Here is a 20,047-nt window from a genome sequence, read left to right as displayed (position 1 = left end):
ATTAAGCCATTACTTCTTCTGTTTGTAGTGCTAAGGCGCGCCTTACTGCTTCGACTACCCGCACTTGTTCTGCTTCTTGCAAGTAAGGGTGCATTGGCAAACTAATAACACGTCGACTTGCGTTTTCTGCAATTGGGAAATCACCTGCTGAATAACCTAAATAACTCATTGCCTCTTGTAAGTGCAATGGTGAAGGATAGTGAACCGCTGTAGGAATATCTGACTCCTGCATTGATTTTTGAAACTCATCACGGTTATCTACTTCAATAGTATATTGAGCATAAACACTTGTATTATGACGATGAATGAATGGCGTTTTTACTAGGGAAGACAGCATATTGTCATAGCGCTTGGCCACTTTCTGACGCATAATAATTTCGTCGGGGAACAATTTCATTTTTTCAATCAATACTGCTGCTTGAATCGTATCCATACGTCCATTAATACCAATACGGCAATGGCTGTAACGAGCATTTTGACCATGAATTCGCACTTCAATCAGTTTCTTAGCTAATTCATCATTATCAGTAAAACATGCACCTGAATCCCCATAACCACCAAGTGGTTTAGAAGGAAAAAAGCTGGTACAACCAATAGTTGATAAAGAGCAAGAACGCTTGTCTTTGTACATCGCTCCAAAGCTTTGTGCTGCATCTTCAATAACGGCAATGCCATATTTAGCTGCAGTTGCATTAATTTCATCATGTTCCGAACATTGGCCATATAATCCTACAGGCATAATCGCTTTAGTCTTACTAGTAATTACTGCTTCTACTTGATTAGGATCCAAATTATACGTTAAGGGATCAATATCCACAAAAACAGGCTTTGCATGGCATAAACTAATAACCTCTGAAGTAGCAAAGAAACTAAATGGACTAGTAATGACTTCGTCGCCAGGTTGAATTTCCAATGCCATTAATGCCATCAATAAAGCATCAGTTCCGCTTGAATTCACAATTGCATGCTTTACACCAACAAATTCAGCTAATTGCTTTTCCAACTGGGTAATTTCTGGCCCCATGATATATTGACCGTGATTCAATACATTTCTAATGCTATTTAAAATATCGTGCTCAATTAAAGAATACTGTGTTTTTAAATCGATAAATTGCATCATAATCTCTTCAAATAGTGTATAAACGTTAATCGTATCGCTTGGAGGCATGTATACTCTTACTTTACCTAATAAAGCGCTACCACTAATACCCTTCTAAACCATGAACAGGCTTCATTTTTCCCCAATTTTTACAACTAGGGCAGTGCCAATGTAAGTGTTTACCACCAAAACCACAATGGATGCAGCGATACACTGGCTTATTATCTAAAAATTTACTCGTAATGTCGTGAAGCATTTGTAATTTATCACGTACCTTTCCATGAGCAGATTCAAGGTGCCAATAAATTAATTGGTTTAAACCTCGTATTGATGGATGTTTGCTCAAATTATCCGCTACAAAATCAATAGCGGCATCCATACTCTTGTGCTGTCTTAAATAATTCGCGATAACAAATAGCACTGAAGCTCGTGGATTATCTTCCAAAGTTTGCTCTAGGTAATTAATGCAATCACTCATTGAATCTAATTCTTTATGACAAACAACTAAAGGCTCGATAATTTCCGTCAAAAAGTCAGCATCTTGCTGTGGGACTCGCTTTAAGGAACGAATCGCATGCTTGAAACGCCCTTCTTTCATTTCAAGATTTGCATGCATTAGACTGGCACGAACAGAAGCAGGATCCACGCTTATTGCCTGTTTAATACAATAAGCGGCTTTATCAATAGCATTTGCTTTCAGTGCTTCGTGGGCCATTTCGCAGTAATAATGAGCAGCTTGATGGTGATAACTAGTTCCAGAAGATATTTCTAATTTTTTGATAATATCTAAAGCTTTTTCCCAAGCTCTCTCCTGCTGGTAAATTGCTAATAAACCATGCAAACTGCTAGTTTCCTTGGAACCATCTAATTCAACAACCTCAAGGAAAATTCGCTCAGCACGGTCAAAAAGTCCCGCGCTCATATAATCTTGCCCAAGAGCCATTAGTGATTCTTTTCTTTGTAAAATACTCAATTGTGGCCTGGCAATTAAATTTTGATGAATGCGAATAGCGCGATCCACTTCGCCTCTGCGTCGAAATAAACTGCCTAAAGCAAGATGTGTTTCGACAGTGTCACTATCAACTTCAAGTAACTTAATAAATATATCAACAGCTTTATCTGATTGCTCGTTCAATAAATAATTAAGGCCAACAACATATTCACGTGATAAACGATTATAAAGAGTGGGATCAGACTTAGACTTGTTGCGGTTTGCCACCCACCAGCCTGACCACGCAGCTGCAGGCAATAGTAATGGCCACAAATCAATCATTTATTACTCCCCTTCGCATATAATTAGTAAGTTCCATCATAATTAATGTTGATCTTGTAAAGGAATTGAACGTAAATTTTTAATTTCCTTTTCTGTAAGCTTTAATTGGTTTTTTATTCTATTGCATTCAGCCTTTAAACGCCAATAACGACCAATAAACAAAATAAATCCAATCAGAATGCCAATTCCTAGCATAATGGTAATAAGAACAGATATAGGCATAGACACTGTAGTAAAATAAAAATTTACTTTTACAGGCGTAGCATTTAATGCGGCAAAACTAACGCCAATAATAATAAGCAGTATATAAATAACCAACATTACTATGCGCATACTTATTCCTTTTACGTAGATGGGCTTTAGCCCAACAATCAATTTTGCAATAAGCACTAAACCCAGGCACTTACAAACTATTAAGTTAAATGCATCATTGTCTCCCCACGAAGGTGGGAATCCATTTTCATGTAGGCACAGCGCTGCTGTTGGCAATGTGCTCCACAAATACTGGACTAGAAAAATTATATTGTACTAAATAAAAAAAGCGTAGAACACTCTACGCTTCTTAATACATCATTTAGAAAAGAGATTACTCACCTTCTTTACTGGCCATTTTTTCTTTAAGCAAGTCACCTAAAGTAGTTGTAGAAGTACCTTCTGTTCTAGAATACTTCTTAATGGCATCAGCTTCATCTTGAGCATCTTTTGCTTTTACTGATAAAGAGATTGCACGGTTTTTACGATCCACATTGATGATTTTTGCTTCAATCTCATCACCTTCTTTAACGTGTTGAGTTGCATCATCAATACGCTCATCAGACAATTCACTCGCACGGATTGTACCAATGATGTCATCTGCTAAAGTTACAGTAACAGATTTAGCATCCACCGCAGTTACCTTACCTTTAACAATCGCCCCTTTAGTGTATTCATCAACAAAGCTCGTGAAATTATCGCCTTCAAGTTGTTTCAAACCTAAAGAAATACGCTCACGCTCTGGATCAATTGCCAGTATAACAGCTTCCAGCTCTTGGCCTTTCTTATATTGTTTTACGGCTTCTTCACCAGGAACAGTCCATGAAATGTCAGATAGGTGCACTAAACCATCGATGTCACCATCTAAGCCAATGAAGATACCAAAATCAGTGATTGAACGAATCTTACCAGTAACTTTTTGACCTTTACTGTGAGTAGCGGCAAATTGTTGCCATGGATTACCAACACATTGTTTCATACCTAAAGAAATACGACGTCGTTCTTCATCAATTTCAAGAACCATTACATCAACAACATCCCCCATGGAAACCACTTTGCTTGGGTGAACATTTTTGTTAGTCCAATCCATCTCAGACATGTGAACCAAGCCTTCGACGCCTTCTTCAATTTCAACGAAGCAGCCATAATCAGTGATGTTGGTTACTTTACCTTGTAATCTCTTATGTAAAGGATATCTTTCAACCAGATCAACCCAAGGATCATTGCCTAATTGTTTCATACCTAAAGAAACACGATTTCTTTCGCTATCAAAGCTTAATACTTTAACTTTTACGTCCTGGCCAACTGATAATACTTCACTTGGATGCTTCACACGCTTCCAGGAAATATCAGTGATGTGTAATAGACCATCTATGCCGCCAAGATCAATGAACGCTCCGTAGTCAGTGAGGTTCTTAACAATACCATGAAGTTCTTGACCATCGTGTAATGATTCCAGAAGAGCTTGTCTATCAGCACTGCTTTCTTCTTCGACAACTGCACGTCGGGAAACAACAATATTGTTACGCTTTAAGTCCATCTTAATCACTTTGAACTCAAGCTCTTTGCCTTCTAAATAAGAAGGATCTCTTACAGGTCTGACGTCGACTAATGAGCCAGGTAAGAATGCGCGAATAGTACCGATTTCAACAGTGAAACCGCCTTTAACTTTACCAGAAATAAGACCGGTAACGGTTTCGTTATTTTCATGTGATTTGGATAATTTGCGCCATGCTTCTTGGCGTTTAGCTTTTTCTCTTGAAAGGAGCGTCTCGCCGTAGCCATCTTCAACTGAATCTAAGGCCACTTCGACAGTATCACCTAGGCTAACTTCCAGGGCACCATCTTTGTCATAAAATTCTTCTTTGGCAACAATACCTTCGGATTTTAAGCCAGCGTTTAATATGACGTGATCATTATCGATACCAATCACTTTAGCGGTAATAATCGCACCTGGGTAGAATTGAGCACCAGCAATACTTTGCTCAAATAATTCTTTGAAACTTTCAGACATGTTAATAAACTCTTTAGTAATAATACGAAAGGATAAGTTCCACTTACCTTTCCCCCTAAGATCATTGAATATTTAAGAAAATACACAACGAAAATAACTTAAACATTTTTTAAACGTTCATCTATTAATTTTAATACAGTATTGAACACTTGTACAATGTTTAAGCTGGTTGTATCAATTTGCACTGCATCCGCTGCAGGCTTTAATGGCGCATGTGTCCGAGCTGAATCTCTTGCATCACGTTTAACCAGTTCTTCTACAACCTGCGCGAGGCTAACACCTTTTTCTTTTTCTTTCAACTGTAAATATCGCCTATTTGCTCTTTCTTCTTCATTTGCATACAAAAATATCTTCAACATGGCATTTGGAAAAACCACAGTGCCCATATCACGACCATCGGTAACCAAACCAGGAGGCTGCGCAAAATTACGCTGGCGCTCCAATAAGGCAGTTCTTACTTCGGGAATAATTGCAATTTTTGATGCATCTTGACCACATTGTTCACTACGTACAGCAGCACTCACATTTTCTCCATCTAAAATGGCTTGTGGACCACTTTCATCGGAATAATCAAAATGTAAATTCAATGCATGCGCTAGTTGAGTTAAACACTCTACTTCATTGGCTTGAATATTATTTTTTCTGGCGGCATATGCTAAAACACGATAAATCGCCCCACTGTCCAACATATTCCAATGAAGATGCTTTGCCAGCAAATGGCATAAAGTTCCTTTGCCAGTACCACTGGGACCATCCAGCGTAATTACAGGTATTGTCTTATCGTGCATTATCTGCTACATCCTCTATTTGTAGTTGAAGTTCTTTTGCTGTTTCTACGAATAATGGGAATGATGTAGCAACATTGTCACAGTTTTTTATGGTCACCGGTGCATTAGCCACTGCTCCAGCAATGGCAAAAGACATGGCAATACGATGATCACCCAAGCTATCAACCGTCCCTCCTTGTAAAACACCGCCTTCGATCAAAGCACCTTCGTCAAGTGCTTGAGCGTTAATCCCTAGCTCCTTTAAACCATTAACCATCGCTGTAATACGATCGCTTTCTTTAAAACGCAATTCTTTCGCACCATGTAGTGTGGTTTGTCCGTGAGCACAAGCAGCAGCAATAAAAATAATAGGAAATTCATCAATAGCAAGTGGCACCAGCTCTGAAGGGATATTAATTCCCTTCAAAAAAGCATGTCTTACTCGTAGATCAGCAACCCATTCTTCACCTTGTTGGTGCTGATTTAGCAAAGTAATATCAGCACCCATTTCCAGTAAAATATGTAAAATTCCTGTTCGTGTGGAATTAATCCCAACATTACGTATCAATATATCAGAATCTGGAATAATCGTTGCCGCCACAATAAAAAAGGCAGCCGACGAAATATCACCAGGAATAAAAAGCTCCGTCGCAATTAATTCGCTATCAGCATTAACTGTAATAGTATTCTTGTTATACTGCACTGGATAAGAAAAACTTTCCAACATTATTTCAGTGTGATTACGGCTAATTTCACTCTCAATAATCGTTGTTTCACCCTCAGCATAAAGCCCCGCCAATAAAATACAAGATTTGACCTGAGCACTGGCTTGTGGCAATTCATAATGAATTCCTTTAAGTTTTTTGCCGCCTTTAATCTTAATTGGTGGTTTACCATCAATCGTAGAAATATCTGCACCCATTTGCATTAATGGCTTACTAATGCGTAACATTGGACGTTTTAATAAACTTTCATCACCAGTCAATTCACTATCGAAAGATTGAGCTGCTAATAATCCGGCAAGCAGACGCATGCTTGTTCCTGAGTTACCGCAATGAATCATTTGCTCTGGTTTTTTTAAACCGTATTTACCTACACCATAAATAACTACTTGTTGCTCATCAGGCCCTTCAATGGTTACCCCCATGGCTTGAAAAGCATTTAATGTGGCTAGACAGTCTTCGCCATTGAGAAAACCATTAATAACGGTAGTCCCTTTAGCCAAGGCACCAAAGATAATTGAACGATGAGAGATTGACTTGTCTCCGGGGACTTTGATTTCACCTTGCATGACTCGCGTTGGTTTGCTGACTAAATTAAGTACTTTCACCGATAGTTTTCCTTTGCAAATTCAGCCATAAATTTAATTAAAGCGTCAACCCCTGATAAAGGCATTGAATTATACATACTCGCACGTACCCCTCCTACCAAAGCATGGCCTTTTAAAGCATAAAGCCCTCTTTGATTAGCTTGCTGCAGAAATGTCGTTTCCAGCGATTTATCTTTTAATGAAAAACAAATATTGACTAATGAACGTGCTTCTTTTTCAACTCGAGTGATATAAAAATCCGTTGAATCTAAAAATTGATATATTTTAGCTGCTTTTTCCTGAGTACGCTGATACAGTACATTAATACCTCCTTGAGCTTTAATCCAATCAAACATTTTTGCCGCAATATAAAAATTAAATGTTGGAGGTGTGGCATAAAGCGAGCGATATTCTGCTTGCAGTTGATAATTCATCATGGATGGAACCGTGGGGTTGGGAGCTCGTTCTAATAAATTATTTCGAATAATCACGATTGTTAACCCAGCATTCGCAATATTTTTTTGCGCTCCAGCAAAAATCACGCCGTAATCATTAATATTGATTGGTTCTGTGAGTAAACATGAAGTCATATCAGCTACTAAATACCCTTCGCTTAGTTTAGGTACAAAGGGGAAACGAGTACCATTAATTGTCTCATTTGGAGTGAAATAAACATAAGTCGTATTTTCTTTAATATCCCAAACGCGTTGAGCAGGAATTGAGGTATAACCATTAAGTGCATCACTGGCGATACAATATGCTTTTTTCAGATTTTGTGCTTCAAGCAATGCCATATGAGACCATATGCCAGTATCTAAGTAACCCGCCTGTTCATTAGGCTGTAAAAGATTCATCGGAATCATACTAAACTGAGTACGCCCAGCACTACCAAGAAACAGAATTTGATAGTTCTGGGGTACTGCAAGAAGATATCTTAAAGTTTGCTCTGCATGATTGCATAAAGACATGAACTCTGGGGTACGATGCCCAATTTCCATGACTGACATCCCCGTATTATTCCAATCCAGCAATTCTGCCTGAGCTTCTCTTAATATGGACTCAGGCAACATTGCTGGGCCTGCACCAAAATTATAGTTCCTGGTTATCATCGTTGTTGCTGTTGTTTTCGCTTTCTGAGTCATTATTCATCTCCGCATCTTCAGACTCGTCACCCAGCTCTTCGATTTTTTGCATGCCAACAACTAATTCGCCAGAGCTGACATTAATTAAACGAACTCCCTGAGTATTCCTGCCAATTACTGAAAGCTCATTGACTCTAAAACGAACCAACGTACCCTTATCAGTAATTAACATGGCTTCATCGTTATCATTTACCTGTACTGATCGTACTACTTTACCATTACGCTCAGTAACCTGAATGGAAATAACCCCCTGACCACCACGACCTGAAACACGATACTCTTCAATAGCAGTTCGTTTTCCATAGCCATTTTCTGTTGCGGTCAAGATAGTTCCATTAGGATGAGCAACAATCAATGAAATTACAGCCTGATTGTCTTCGATACGAATACCACGTACCCCGCGTGCCGTACGTCCTGTGGGTCGCACTTTTGACTCATCAAAGCGAATCACCTTTCCTGCATCAGTAAAAAGCATAATGTCTTTTGTACCATCAGTAATATCCACACCAACCAGACGATCATTTTCATCTAAATCAATAGCAATAATTCCATTTGATCGAGGCTTGCTAAACGCATTCAACGGTACTTTTTTCACTGTGCCATATTTTGTTGCCATGAATACATAATAGCCTTCTTTGTATTCTCTTACAGGAAGCATAGCATTTATTTCTTCACTTTCTGCAAGCGGCAAGATATTAATAATAGGACGTCCACGTGAAATTCGACTTGCCAAAGGGAGCTGATAAACTTTTAACCAGTATAATTTACCGTGGTTGGAGAAACACAATAAAGTATCATGAGTGCTGGCAATGACGAGCCGAGCAACAAAATCCTCATCTTTAACATTTGTCGCAGATTTACCTTTACCGCCGCGACGCTGCGCTTGATAAGCTGAAAGCGGCTGATATTTTACATATCCTTGGTGGGATAAGGTCACAACAACATCTTCTTCAGTAATTAAATCTTCAATGGTAATGTCTTCTTGAGACGCAATAATTTCTGTACGACGCTCATCACCAAATTGCGTTCTTGCCTCAATAAACTCATCACGAATTACTTGCATTAAACGCTCTGGAGAAGCAAGAATATCTAATAATTCTTTGATAAGACCTAATAACTCTTCAAATTCATTAAGAATCTTATCTTGTTCTAAAGCAGTTAAACGATGCAATCTTAATTCAAGAATTGCCTGTGCTTGCGCGGCAGATAATTTATACCCAGTATCAGTCATCCCAAATTCACTAGATAAATCATCAGGCCTTGATGCATCCGCTCCTGCACGTTCCAACATTGTTTTAACCATACCTGGCTGCCATACTTTAGCCAGCAAAGAATCTTTTGCGTCTTGTGGCGTTGGAGATTGCTTAATTAAAGCGATCATTTCATCAATATTGGCAAGAGCAATACCCAAGCCTTCTAATAAATGAGCGCGCGCTCTAGCCTTTTTCAATTCAAATAAAGTTCTACGAGTCACTACCTCACGACGATGTTTAATGAAGTACTCTAATATTTCCTTTAGATTCAAGGTACGTGGTTGACCATCCACCAGGGCAACCATATTAATGCCAAAGACATTTTGCATTTGCGTATGAGTGAATAAATTATTTAATACTACATCGGGCACTTCATTACGTTTTAACTCAATAACTACACGCATACCTTGTTTGTCAGACTCATCACGTAGCCCAGAAATACCTTCAATTTTCTTATCACGCACTAATTCAGCAATACGCTCAACTAAACGAGCTTTATTTACCTGATAAGGCAATTCATGAACGATAATTGCTTGCCGGCCAGAGTCTTTATCAGTTTCTACATCAGTACGTGCACGAATCACTACTCGCCCTTTTCCAGTACGATAACCTTGAATAATTCCTGCTCTACCATTAATAATCGCAGCAGTTGGGAAATCAGGCCCGGGAATAATTTCCATAATGTCGTCAATGCTTAGTTCTGGATTATCAACTAAAGCAATACAGGCATTAATTACTTCAGTTAAGTTGTGTGGTGGTATATTGGTTGCCATACCCACTGCAATTCCTGAAGAACCGTTCACTAACAAATTCGGTATACGTGAAGGAAGAACTACTGGAGCAAACTCGGTTTCATCATAATTTGGACTGAAATCTACAGTTTCTTTTTCTAAATCCACCAATAAAGCATGCGCCACGCGTGACATACGTACTTCAGTATAACGCATTGCTGCAGGAGCATCACCGTCAACAGAACCAAAATTTCCTTGACCGTCAACCAACATATAGCGCATTGAGAAAGGTTGCGCCATACGTACAATAGTATCGTAAACAGCCGTATCACCATGCGGGTGGTATTTACCAATCACATCCCCAACCACACGAGCGGATTTTTTATAGGGTTTATTCCAATCGTTACCCAACTCATTCATCGCATAAAGCACACGTCGATGCACAGGTTTGAGCCCATCGCGTACATCAGGCAATGCTCGGCCCACAATAACACTCATCGCATAATCCAGATAGGATTGCTTTAATTCGTCTTCAATATTAACTGGCAAGACTTCTTTAGCTAGATAAACCATAATTTGGACGTATCCTTATGAGAAATTTTGTGGTAAAGGATATCATACAGTAGACTTTAAATGAATCGAGTGCACAAGAAAATTGTGCTTAAAAAATAGACTAAGGCATTGTATTATTGGCCTCTATCTTAATAAAATTTCTATTATTTTTTGCATCGCACAAAAAATTATTTTTTTTACTGTCATTCTTTTTAATTCTCAACCATAATATTTCTTTAGTTAGGTTTAAATTGACTGCATATGCTCATTTTGTATATAGTGCAGCGCATATATAGAATATTTGGAGAGGCGATGACAAAAAAAACAGCTAAACTCAGCATTGAAGGCCATGAATCATTGGAATTACCAATATACTCACCTACATTAGGTAATGATGTAATCGACATTTCTCAACTTGGCTCTGCTGGTGTATTTACTTTTGATCAAGGCTTCGTTTCAACAGCATCTTGCGAATCCAAAATCACTTATATTGATGGTGATAAAGGTGTTTTATTGTACAGAGGTTATCCTATTGAGCAATTGGCTGAAAAGAAAGATTTTCTTGATGTATGTTACCTATTACTTAATGGTGAGTTACCTAATAACAATGAGAAGAAAGAATTTGTAAACTTAATTAATAACCATACAATGGTACATCAGCAAATGTATCAATTTTTGAATGGTTTTCGTCGTGATGCGCACCCAATGGCAATTATGGTGGGAATTGTTGGTGCATTATCCGCATTCTATCATGACACGATGGATTTAAATAATGCACAAGATCGCTTTATTTCAGCAATTCGTTTAGTTGCAAAAATGCCTACTTTAGCAGCAATGAGTTATAAATACTCAATTGGTCTACCTTATATGTATCCACAGAATAAGATGTCTTATTCAGAGAACTTTCTGCACATGATGTTTGGTGTTCCATCTGAAGACATCACTCCAGACCCTGTTTTAGTTAAAGCAATGGATACTATTTTTATTCTGCATGCTGACCACGAGCAAAATGCTTCTACATCTACTGTACGTCTTGCTGGCTCAACTGGTGCTAACCCATTTGCATGTATTTCTGCTGGTATCGGTGCATTATGGGGCCCCGCTCATGGCGGTGCAAACGAAGCATGCTTGAACATGTTAAAAGAAATTGGTGATGTAAGCCATATTAATCATTACATACAACGTGCTAAAGATAAAGACGACCCATTCCGTCTCATGGGCTTTGGCCATCGTGTTTATAAGAGCTATGATCCTAGAGCAAAAGTAATGCGTCAAACATGCTATGATGTTTTAGAAGCTGTAGGCGCTAAAGATGCTCCTTTATTTAAGTTAGCGATGGAATTAGAACGTATTGCTCTGGAAGACGATTACTTCATTGAGAAGAAATTGTATCCAAATGTTGACTTTTATTCTGGTCTGACTTTAAGCGCTATTGGTATTCCAACTAATATGTTTACAGTGATTTTTGCTTTAGCACGTACTGTAGGTTGGATGAGTCACTGGATGGAAATGGTTTCCAGCAAATCAAGAATCGGTAGACCACGTCAGCTCTATACTGGTGAAAAAAACAGAGATGTTCCTTAATTAACCATATGTTATTGGATTCTTTGGCATAGACTAGAGAATCCATCTTATTACTTCTATTGGATATTTTCTCAAAGAACTCTTCTAATGCTGATAAAATTGCGCCTTTACAACAGGACAGTACGTTATCTAGCTCGAATGCTATAGAATTCTGATTCTTTGATTGGAATATCGTCTTGCGACAAAATCATTTCTTCCTGTAATAAATTTTGATTGCATACATTCCAAAATGATGCTGAATTGCCAGAAAGACTTACGTGCGAAATATCATACCCAGCTTTTTTTGCCTGCTGCAACTCATCGCATTGCACCTCGTAGTTGGAGTAAACCCAATAATTATCATCATTACTTTTTTCATCTACTCTAGATAACCATGCATCTAGCAATTCAGTAAAATCTGATAAATTAGTATCTGCCTCTGAGGAGCTATTTTGTACTTCTGTATTTATTAAGTTTGTTTGGACAGAGTTACAATCTATTCTTGCTGATAGTACATCTGCTTCTTTATTAGCATTTATAAGATCATTTTGTGTAGTTTGATTCAGAAGGCCAGGAGCATATTTCTTGAGTAACTCTTGAAACCTTGCATTAGTAATTGCTAATTTCCACTTTGAATAATCCCGGTTGGATACATAAATCTGATACCCATGTGAATAGAAAATCTTGCCCAAGCCAAATTTTTTTGCTTTTTTATTAAATTTGTTTTTTATATTATTAGCTTGCTTCCAATGTTTCATAGTACTATAAAAATAGTTATCCTCTGGAAAAAATTCCAGATCATAAGGTATCCTTTGTCTAACTCTATTTTGGTTTTGAATAACCATCTGATTTCAAACCTATTTAAATTAAATATTCATTTAATATAACTGACGCATTAAATACATTTATCAATCAAGGATTTTAAACAACAACTGCCCACCATTATGCATTTAACATTCACGCAATTTTTTTAAAAATAAGAACAAATTGAATTTTAAGAAAATATGAACTTATAACTGTTCAGACAATAATGTCAACTTAACGATTACACTAATGTTTAGCGATAATATTGTACCATACCTTATTCCTAATGGGGATTAGGATGATAAATTTCGGGGATTAATTCTTTCTCTTGCTGTTTTAAAAAAATCCGTGAGGGTTTTTATTTTAAAAGGATAACTTTCTATTTCACCCTGAGAGGCATTTTTAAAAATAAACAGGACTTAATGCCCGATTTACCTCGATGGTGTGCACAAAATAACCGTTATTATTCATAATGAATAATGTTTGCTCATTAAGAATAGATGAAATGATACTATCGTCTATTCTTAGAGCTTTATTGGCAATTTCTTTTGAAATTTCCATGGATAATGAATTATTTTCTATTGGTTTAATAATGCCAGCTGAATTTTCAATCCCTTGCAATGAATTCTTTATTCTGTTGATAAAATGATCATAAATAATTTTTTGAAGTACTTTAGAATATGGTTGCCGCATGCTCTGCGACAATCCAAACAGTTTCATTCTAAATTTTATGGCCATTTGAAATAATTTTTCTTGATAGTGTTGATCAATCCATTGCAGGATAATTACGGTAATATCCTTTTTTTCATACAAACGCCCACAAAGCAGTAAGAACGGCAAAAAATCCACAATCATGTCAAAATCATTAGGGATTGGAAATCCTAAAGTTGAGAGGATACGTTGCTGAGTGTAAAACATTTCAATGTAACCAGATAGAGCTAACTAAACCGGCTACACACGAATCGTTTTACTCACTTATGTTATAAGAGAATACATTTCTCGAAGAATGAGGGTTTTCTTTTAAATGCTCAGTTTTTTCTTTTGAAGAGGCAAAAAATTGACATTTTATGGTTTGTTTTGATTCGTTAGCAGCATCTAACTGCTCTGATAGGGAGTGAGAAAGTATCTTATTAACGGTTTAGCAAGGCTTCTTCGTTTCTTTGCTCTCTATAATCATTTAATGAAAGCTCATAAAGCGTATTTAAATGGTGAAAAAAATCACTGTAATGAACTGGAGTATTTTTTAGCGCCAACAAATTGGTAATAAGAGGATTACTCCGTTTGAAATACGTTTCATGATCTGTAGATATAACGCAGAATGGCTGACAAAAAAAGAACTCTATACTCTTAAATTGCTTGCCTTCTACTTCATAATTTATTTGATTATCAACTAAACAACTTTCAAAAGAACGATTGTAGTGAAATGGAGAAGCTCCATAAATTGACTGTTGAAGTAACATAATAAAATTAATTGCCAGCAGTGGATTTGTCGGTAACTCCCAAATAAAAATATCCATCTTAAACTGGGCTACAGTTTCATCATCATCACGCTCTTTCCCCGAAAAGTGGATAGAATCTGGAATCGTAGTGCATAGTATTTTGTCAAGAGAAGAAAAATCGGGAAGTTTGCTAGAGAACTCTTCTGAATAAAGCAAATCGGATACTTCTACAAGAGATGTTATGGGTTCTACCTCAAATGTTGTAGGGGTTCATTTGAGAGATTCTTGATAAATTATTTCTGCTCTTATTTTAATTAATTCGCCTTCACAATATATAGTAAGATTTAAATCCATATAATTTCCTCGTCATGTGAGTTTTGCCTAAAAAGTAATTGAAAGGGAGATCTCTTTTATATTCATTGAGCGCACAATGAAAAAACATGCAGACTCAAGTGAAAACTCCAGCAGATTTTACTGTACTATTGAACGATGATTTTATCAATTATTAATGGCTTCTATTCTTAGTGTTAGATCTGAACAAGAACTGACGTTCTTCAAAGCGTGCTGCCAACCGCGGTAATCTGTCTCAACAGTATCTTTAGCGCGCTCAGGTAAAAATCGTTGCTCAATATCCCAAGTTGCATGTAATTCGTCAACAGAACTAAATATTCCACTACCTAAAGCGGCTAAAATGGCTGCACCTTTCGCAGTAGTTTCAATATCCTTAGGCTTTTGTACCTGTATCTGACATTGATCCGCTAAAAACTGCAAAAACCATTGATTCGCGGCCATTCCACCATCAACACGTAATAAAGAAAGAGCTAAAAGACTATCCTCTCGCATGCAGGTAAACACTTCTCGTGTTTGATAGCAAACACCTTCTAATGCAGCCCTGGCAAAATGAGCTCTTTGGGTGGAAAGTGATAAACCAACAATTGCTGCCCCTGGTGTAGATAACCAGTGGGGGGCCCCTAATCCAGTAAAGGCAGATACTAAATACACTCCATTATTACTCTCTAAACTACGAGCCAGCATTTCCGTTTCAGCAGAATTATGAATTAATTGCATTTCATCTCGTAACCATTTAACAGTAGTTCCTGCATGATAAATGCTGCCTTCTAAACCATAAACAGTCTCACCATGAATTTTATAAGCAATAGTAGTCAGTAATTTATGTCGTGAAACTACAGGTTTATGCCCTGTATTTAACACTAAAAAACCACCTGTTCCATAAGTAGCCTTCACCATGCCTGACTCAAAACATCCTTGGCCGATTAAAGCTGCCTGCTGGTCACCTGCAACTCCAGTAATGGGAATTTCTATCCCTAACCATTGTTTCTCAATCACGCCAAAATAACTGTCACAAGCTCGAACTTCTGGCAAAACTGACGCTGGTATTGCAAAAAGCTCTAAAAGTTCTTTATCCCACTGTTCGGTTTTAATATTAAATAGCATGGTTCGCGAGGCGTTTGTAACATCCGTTAAATGCAAATGACCTTGAGTTAAACGCCAAATCAAAAAACTATCGATGGTGCCAAATGCCAAATCCCCTTTGTTAGCAAGCTCTTTGGCTTCTATATGATGCTCTAACAGCCAATTTAGTTTACTGGCAGAAAAATAAGGATCCGGCAGTAAACCTGTTTTTTCCTGAATTATCTGTGCCTGAGCCTTAAAAGCCTGACAGTAATCTGTTGTTCTTCTATCTTGCCAAACAATGGCGGGAGCTAGACAAGCTCCGGTTTTTTTATTCCAAATGACTGTTGTTTCTCGTTGATTTGTTAAACCACAAGCGATTAAGCGTTCTTTAGGTATTTGTGCTACTACATCACGCATTGCCATCAGTGTTTTATGCCAGATTTCTTCTGGATCATGCTCAACCCAACCTGTTTCAGGATAATATTGAGTTAATGCATATTGGCTACAAACAACAACCTCACCTTGAGGAGTATAAATCATTGCTCGCGTACTGCTTGTTCCTTGATCGATGGCAAGTAAATAATTCATTATGTCAGTGATCCTTATTTTTATTTTACACGTTAGATTTTGTCTAAAATCATAAAGATAAGATCTTATTTTTAAAGATGACAGCAAAAGAAAATACATTGTATATTATTAAGTGTAAACCTTTTATGGAGACTCAAACATGAATCAAATATTTGATGTTGCAATTATTGGTGGCGGCATCAATGGATGTGGTTGCGCAGCAGATGCTGCCTTAAGAGGCTTATCTGTTGTATTGCTTGAACAAGATGATTTGGCTTCAAAAACCTCCTCCAGTAGCACCAAATTGATTCATGGCGGCTTAAGATATCTTGAGCATTATGAATTTAATCTAGTCAAGAAAGCCCTGGTTGAACGACAAAGGCTTTTAGATTTAGCACCTCATTTAGTTTATCCACAAGCATTGGTTCTGCCTTATGAACAACATATGCGCCCCGCCTGGTTTTTACGCTTAGGATTATTCATCTATGATCATTTAAGTTTCAAAAATCGCTTGCCAAGAAGTAAACGCATTAATAGAAGAAAAACTCCCTCTTTATTTTCTCCATTAAAAAATAAATTAGATCAGGGGCTTTTATTTTATGACGGAACTGCCGATGATTCACGACTCACACTAGTTAATGCAATACAAGCTAAAAATCATGGTGCAAGTATTAGAACTCATTCCACAGTAACTAAAGCAGATACGGTCAATAACATCTGGAAACTCACAGTACAACCCCAGCAAGGCGCGAATTACACACTTTATGCTAAAACACTCATTAATGCTGCTGGCCCATGGGTAACCAATGTGGAGCAATTAACCCATACACCCAAACATCAAAAAATTAGCTTGATCAAAGGCAGCCATATTGTGGTTCCACAAATGTATGAAGGAGAGCATGCCTATTTCTTACAACACCAAGACAAACGAATGATCTTTGTCATTCCCTATCATGGCTTTAGCATGATTGGTACAACTGATGTGTCTTTACAAGAAAAGCCAGAAACAGTGAGCATCAGTAATGAAGAAATTAACTATCTGCTGGACTTAGTCAATCAATATTTTAAAACAAGAATATCTGAAAATGATATTATTTATACTTGGAGCGGTATTAGAGCTTTATTAGCTAATGATACTAAAAAAGCTCAAACATTAAGTCGTGATTATGACTATAAGCTTTATCTAAAACCAGCTCCAGTGGTCACTATTTATGGTGGAAAAATTACCACTTATCGGCAACTTGCAGAAGAAACAATAAACTGTCTTAAAGCGATTTTTCCTGAGCTAAAGCCTTCTTCTACAGCAACCACACCATTACCAGGTGCAACTTTTGAATGCATGAATTTTGACGAATATGTGCGTTATGCCAGAGATAAATATCAATGGATGGACACGCAGCTATTAAATCGCTATTTATATACTTACGGTACTTATATGGAAAAAATTATGAGGTTATGCCCTGATGAAAAGGCATTAGGAAAGTGCTATGGAGCTGACTTATATCAAGCAGAAATTGACTACCTGATTGTAGAAGAATGGGCACGAAGCTGTGATGATATTCTCAAACGTCGCACCAAATTGGATTTAAGCATGGATGAAGCCAGTAAAAAAGAACTGGGACATTATCTCGACAATATTACTTCTTATCATCGTGCTCAAACTGAGCCTTTATTGCACTAACATCTGCAACTACTGCCTGCTCAACTAACTCATTTAAGGTTGATGCCGGCATGCTTCCGGCATTAGAATAAATAATAATACTGTCTTTAAATACCATTAGATGAGGAATTGAGCGAATTTCAAAAAAATCCGCCATTTCTTGCTCTGCCTCAATATTCACCTTGGCAAATTTTATGTTGGGAAATTTTTCTGAAACTTGTTCATAAATTACTGAAAATTGTTTACATGGTGCACACCAATCTGCCCAAAAATCGACAAATACAATTTTATTATCATTAATTAAAGACTCAAACTCACCACTTGTTATGTTTTGACTTGGCATGATTCTTCCTTAACTTCGAGTGCAGTTACAATTTTATGAAATACATCATCCACATCACCAGTACCAGCAATACTATGAAACGCTGGAGCCTCTGGATCACCATTTTCTGCCCAGGACTTATAATAGTTAATCAATGGCGCCGTTTGTTTTTTATACACTTCTAAACGTTTTTTTACTGTTTCCTCTTTATCATCTTCACGTTGAATTAAAGGCTCGCCGGTAATATCATCCAAACCTTCGTGTTTTGGTGGCTGATTCACAATATGATAAACACGACCAGAAGACTGATGAATACGCCGCCCACTAATGCGTTTGATAATTTCATCATCATTCACTGCAATTTCAATGACGTGATCTAAATGAATACCAGCGTGTTTTAATGCATCAGCTTGCACGATGGTTCTTGGAAAACCATCAAACAAAAAACCATTTTTGCAATCACTGTGTTTTAAACGCTCTTTAACTAAACCAATAATGATGTCATCAGAAACAAGACCACCTGCTTCCATAATTTTTTGCGCACTTAGACCTAGTGAGGTGCCTTGCGCAATTGCAGCACGCAACATATCACCTGTTGAGATTTGCGGTATTTTATAACGTTCAATAAGCCGCAAAGCTTGGGTTCCTTTTCCAGCACCTGGCCCACCCAAAAGCATTAATCGCATTAAAAACTCCTTAGTCACTGCTTCAGTTCAATTTTCTGAGTATACATTACTTTTAAACTTTATAAATTAATTCTTAAAGCCAAGAATGCCGCCTTAATGAAGCTCTACATGAGTTAAGCTGCATTGCATATGATTGTGAGCGCGCCTTTACTTTACGAGCAATAAGCATTAGCCATGATTTTCTTAAATAAGTTTTACGCATATACCCCCCCACACCCTCGTGATATGCTAAATAGAGAGAATATGCATCTGCACGATTAATACCCGCACGTCGATGCGCTGTATTGGCGTACCAACCAATAAAATCCACACCATCAGCGAAACTATGACGTGAAGAAAACAAACCGCCATTGTTTTGTTTGTATTCTTTCCAAGTACCATGCAAAGCTTGAGCATAACCTGTAGCTGAGCTAGGCCTACTCCAAGGAATAAAACCTAAAAATCTGGTGCGTGGAGGTTTTGCATGAGATTGAAATTTTGATTCTTGATGAATAATTGCCATTTGCACAGGAACCGGAACTAACCATCGCCGCTCTACATCCTTAGCATGAGCATACCATTTAGGATATTCTCTGAAAATACGACATACATTATTTAAATCTGATGGTGGTGGTGTAACACATGAACTGAGTGGTACAAACACCAATAGAATAATAAATGTACGTAACTTATTAAATTGAAACAAAGAATCCATAAGTAATTGAATGAAGAAAAAGTGAATTCTAGCAAATTTAATGAGTACAATCCATGTCTAATCTACAAGGTCACTCCCATTAAGTTACCAAATGAAAGGTATAAGCCTGGTTGTGACCTTACCTATGATCGAGACATACCACGACATTGATGACCAGCCGAAACGTACATCGAACGGAGGCAAAACAATAAGTACAGCGCACGCAGCATAGAGAAAAAAGATAATGATTTTCTGAGCTGGCTCCTTCTCATATGATATGCCTGCTTCGGTACGACGCTTAAGAAGAGCCGGATCATGTTTTGCTAAATAGACGCTGTATGCGGCAGATGAGATAATAAACACTACCATATAAGCCCAACCTTGCCAGTAACTTAAGGTACCTGCGGGGATAAAAAGAAGTGCAAGTATAACAAACGTCCCTAAAATTGAAGATCGAATCAGTTGCTTATATGAATTAGTTTTGACTTGCTCTGACACAACTACTTGAAAAAGTGAGAGTTTCCG

17 protein-coding genes and 1 pseudogene are annotated in these 20,047 nt (G+C 37.5%); 2 read left to right on the top strand and 16 right to left on the bottom strand.

The annotated features are described in order from the left end of the window. Position 1 precedes the first annotated feature (1 nt). The 8 genes from QM652_RS01735 to gyrA form a co-directional block, all read right to left on the bottom strand. Positions 2-1,117, bottom strand: coding sequence for a DegT/DnrJ/EryC1/StrS family aminotransferase (locus QM652_RS01735; protein WP_415072481.1), 1,116 nt, complete (start codon positions 1,115-1,117; stop codon positions 2-4). 85 nt (positions 1,118-1,202) lie between these two features. Then, on the bottom strand, positions 1,203-2,372 hold the full coding sequence (gene lapB, locus QM652_RS01730; protein WP_415072427.1) for a lipopolysaccharide assembly protein LapB: 1,170 nt from the start codon (positions 2,370-2,372) through the stop codon (positions 1,203-1,205). Positions 2,373-2,414: 42 nt separating this feature from the next. Continuing rightward, complete coding sequence (locus QM652_RS01725) at positions 2,415-2,705, bottom strand: lipopolysaccharide assembly protein LapA domain-containing protein (protein WP_415072426.1); 291 nt, start codon at positions 2,703-2,705, stop codon at positions 2,415-2,417. A 253-nt stretch (positions 2,706-2,958) separates the two neighbouring features. Next, positions 2,959-4,638 (bottom strand): 30S ribosomal protein S1, encoded by a 1,680-nt coding sequence (gene rpsA / locus QM652_RS01720; RefSeq protein WP_415072425.1) that lies wholly within the window; start codon positions 4,636-4,638, stop codon positions 2,959-2,961. Between the two features lie 98 nt (positions 4,639-4,736). Next, positions 4,737-5,426: a (d)CMP kinase gene (gene cmk, locus QM652_RS01715; RefSeq protein WP_415072424.1), complete on the bottom strand. Its 690-nt coding sequence runs from the start codon at positions 5,424-5,426 to the stop codon at positions 4,737-4,739. After that, positions 5,416-6,696: a 3-phosphoshikimate 1-carboxyvinyltransferase gene (gene aroA / locus QM652_RS01710; RefSeq protein ID WP_415072480.1), complete on the bottom strand. Its 1,281-nt coding sequence runs from the start codon at positions 6,694-6,696 to the stop codon at positions 5,416-5,418. Before aroA ends, cmk begins: the two co-directional genes overlap by 11 nt. Positions 6,697-6,731: 35 nt before the next feature. Beyond that, on the bottom strand, positions 6,732-7,823 hold the full coding sequence (serC, locus tag QM652_RS01705) for a 3-phosphoserine/phosphohydroxythreonine transaminase (protein ID WP_415072479.1): 1,092 nt from the start codon (positions 7,821-7,823) through the stop codon (positions 6,732-6,734). After that, entirely contained in the window at positions 7,804-10,413 is a 2,610-nt protein-coding gene (gene gyrA, locus QM652_RS01700; RefSeq protein WP_415072423.1) for a DNA gyrase subunit A, read from the bottom strand. Before gyrA ends, serC begins: the two co-directional genes overlap by 20 nt. Before the next feature lie 291 nt (positions 10,414-10,704). Between gyrA and gltA the strand changes: the two genes are divergently transcribed. Beyond that, complete coding sequence (gltA, locus tag QM652_RS01695; protein ID WP_415072422.1) at positions 10,705-11,976, top strand: citrate synthase; 1,272 nt, start codon at positions 10,705-10,707, stop codon at positions 11,974-11,976. A 125-nt stretch (positions 11,977-12,101) separates the two neighbouring features. On the opposite strand, the gene QM652_RS01690 is transcribed toward gltA, so the two are convergent. From QM652_RS01690 to glpK, 4 genes are all read right to left on the bottom strand, one after another. Next, on the bottom strand, positions 12,102-12,800 hold the full coding sequence (locus QM652_RS01690; protein WP_415072421.1) for a hypothetical protein: 699 nt from the start codon (positions 12,798-12,800) through the stop codon (positions 12,102-12,104). A 361-nt stretch (positions 12,801-13,161) separates the two neighbouring features. After that, the gene (locus QM652_RS01685; protein ID WP_415072420.1) at positions 13,162-13,677 is read right to left on the bottom strand and encodes a hypothetical protein; all 516 of its coding nucleotides are present in this window, start codon (positions 13,675-13,677) and stop codon (positions 13,162-13,164) included. A 212-nt stretch (positions 13,678-13,889) separates the two neighbouring features. Next, the gene (locus QM652_RS01680) at positions 13,890-14,414 is read right to left on the bottom strand and encodes a hypothetical protein (protein ID WP_415072419.1); all 525 of its coding nucleotides are present in this window, start codon (positions 14,412-14,414) and stop codon (positions 13,890-13,892) included. Positions 14,415-14,696: 282 nt separating this feature from the next. Next, on the bottom strand, positions 14,697-16,202 hold the full coding sequence (gene glpK, locus QM652_RS01675; RefSeq protein ID WP_415072418.1) for a glycerol kinase GlpK: 1,506 nt from the start codon (positions 16,200-16,202) through the stop codon (positions 14,697-14,699). A gap of 139 nt (positions 16,203-16,341) precedes the next feature. Here glpK and glpD point away from each other — a divergent pair, with 139 nt between their 5' ends. Further along, complete coding sequence (gene glpD / locus QM652_RS01670; protein ID WP_415072417.1) at positions 16,342-17,862, top strand: glycerol-3-phosphate dehydrogenase; 1,521 nt, start codon at positions 16,342-16,344, stop codon at positions 17,860-17,862. Here the strand turns inward: glpD and QM652_RS01665 are convergent. The 4 genes and pseudogenes from QM652_RS01665 to QM652_RS01650 all read right to left on the bottom strand — a co-directional run. Continuing rightward, positions 17,819-18,184 (bottom strand): thioredoxin family protein, encoded by a 366-nt coding sequence (locus QM652_RS01665; protein WP_415072416.1) that lies wholly within the window; start codon positions 18,182-18,184, stop codon positions 17,819-17,821. The two genes, glpD and QM652_RS01665, sit on opposite strands and share 44 nt — an antisense overlap. After that, a complete protein-coding gene (gene adk, locus QM652_RS01660; RefSeq protein ID WP_415072415.1) occupies positions 18,166-18,849 on the bottom strand; it encodes an adenylate kinase in 684 nt (227 codons plus the stop codon). Before adk ends, QM652_RS01665 begins: the two co-directional genes overlap by 19 nt. Positions 18,850-18,922: 73 nt before the next feature. Then, entirely contained in the window at positions 18,923-19,543 is a 621-nt protein-coding gene (locus QM652_RS01655) for a hypothetical protein (protein ID WP_415072414.1), read from the bottom strand. Between the two features lie 84 nt (positions 19,544-19,627). After that, positions 19,628-20,047, bottom strand: a pseudogene (locus tag QM652_RS01650) (hypothetical protein); the annotation flags it as partial.

Source organism: Legionella sp. (assembly GCF_047605385.1).
In the GTDB taxonomy this organism is placed as follows: domain Bacteria; phylum Pseudomonadota; class Gammaproteobacteria; order Legionellales; family Legionellaceae; genus Legionella.
Note: the sequence above shows the minus strand (reverse complement) of the source record. Positions and strands in the feature narration are given on the sequence as shown.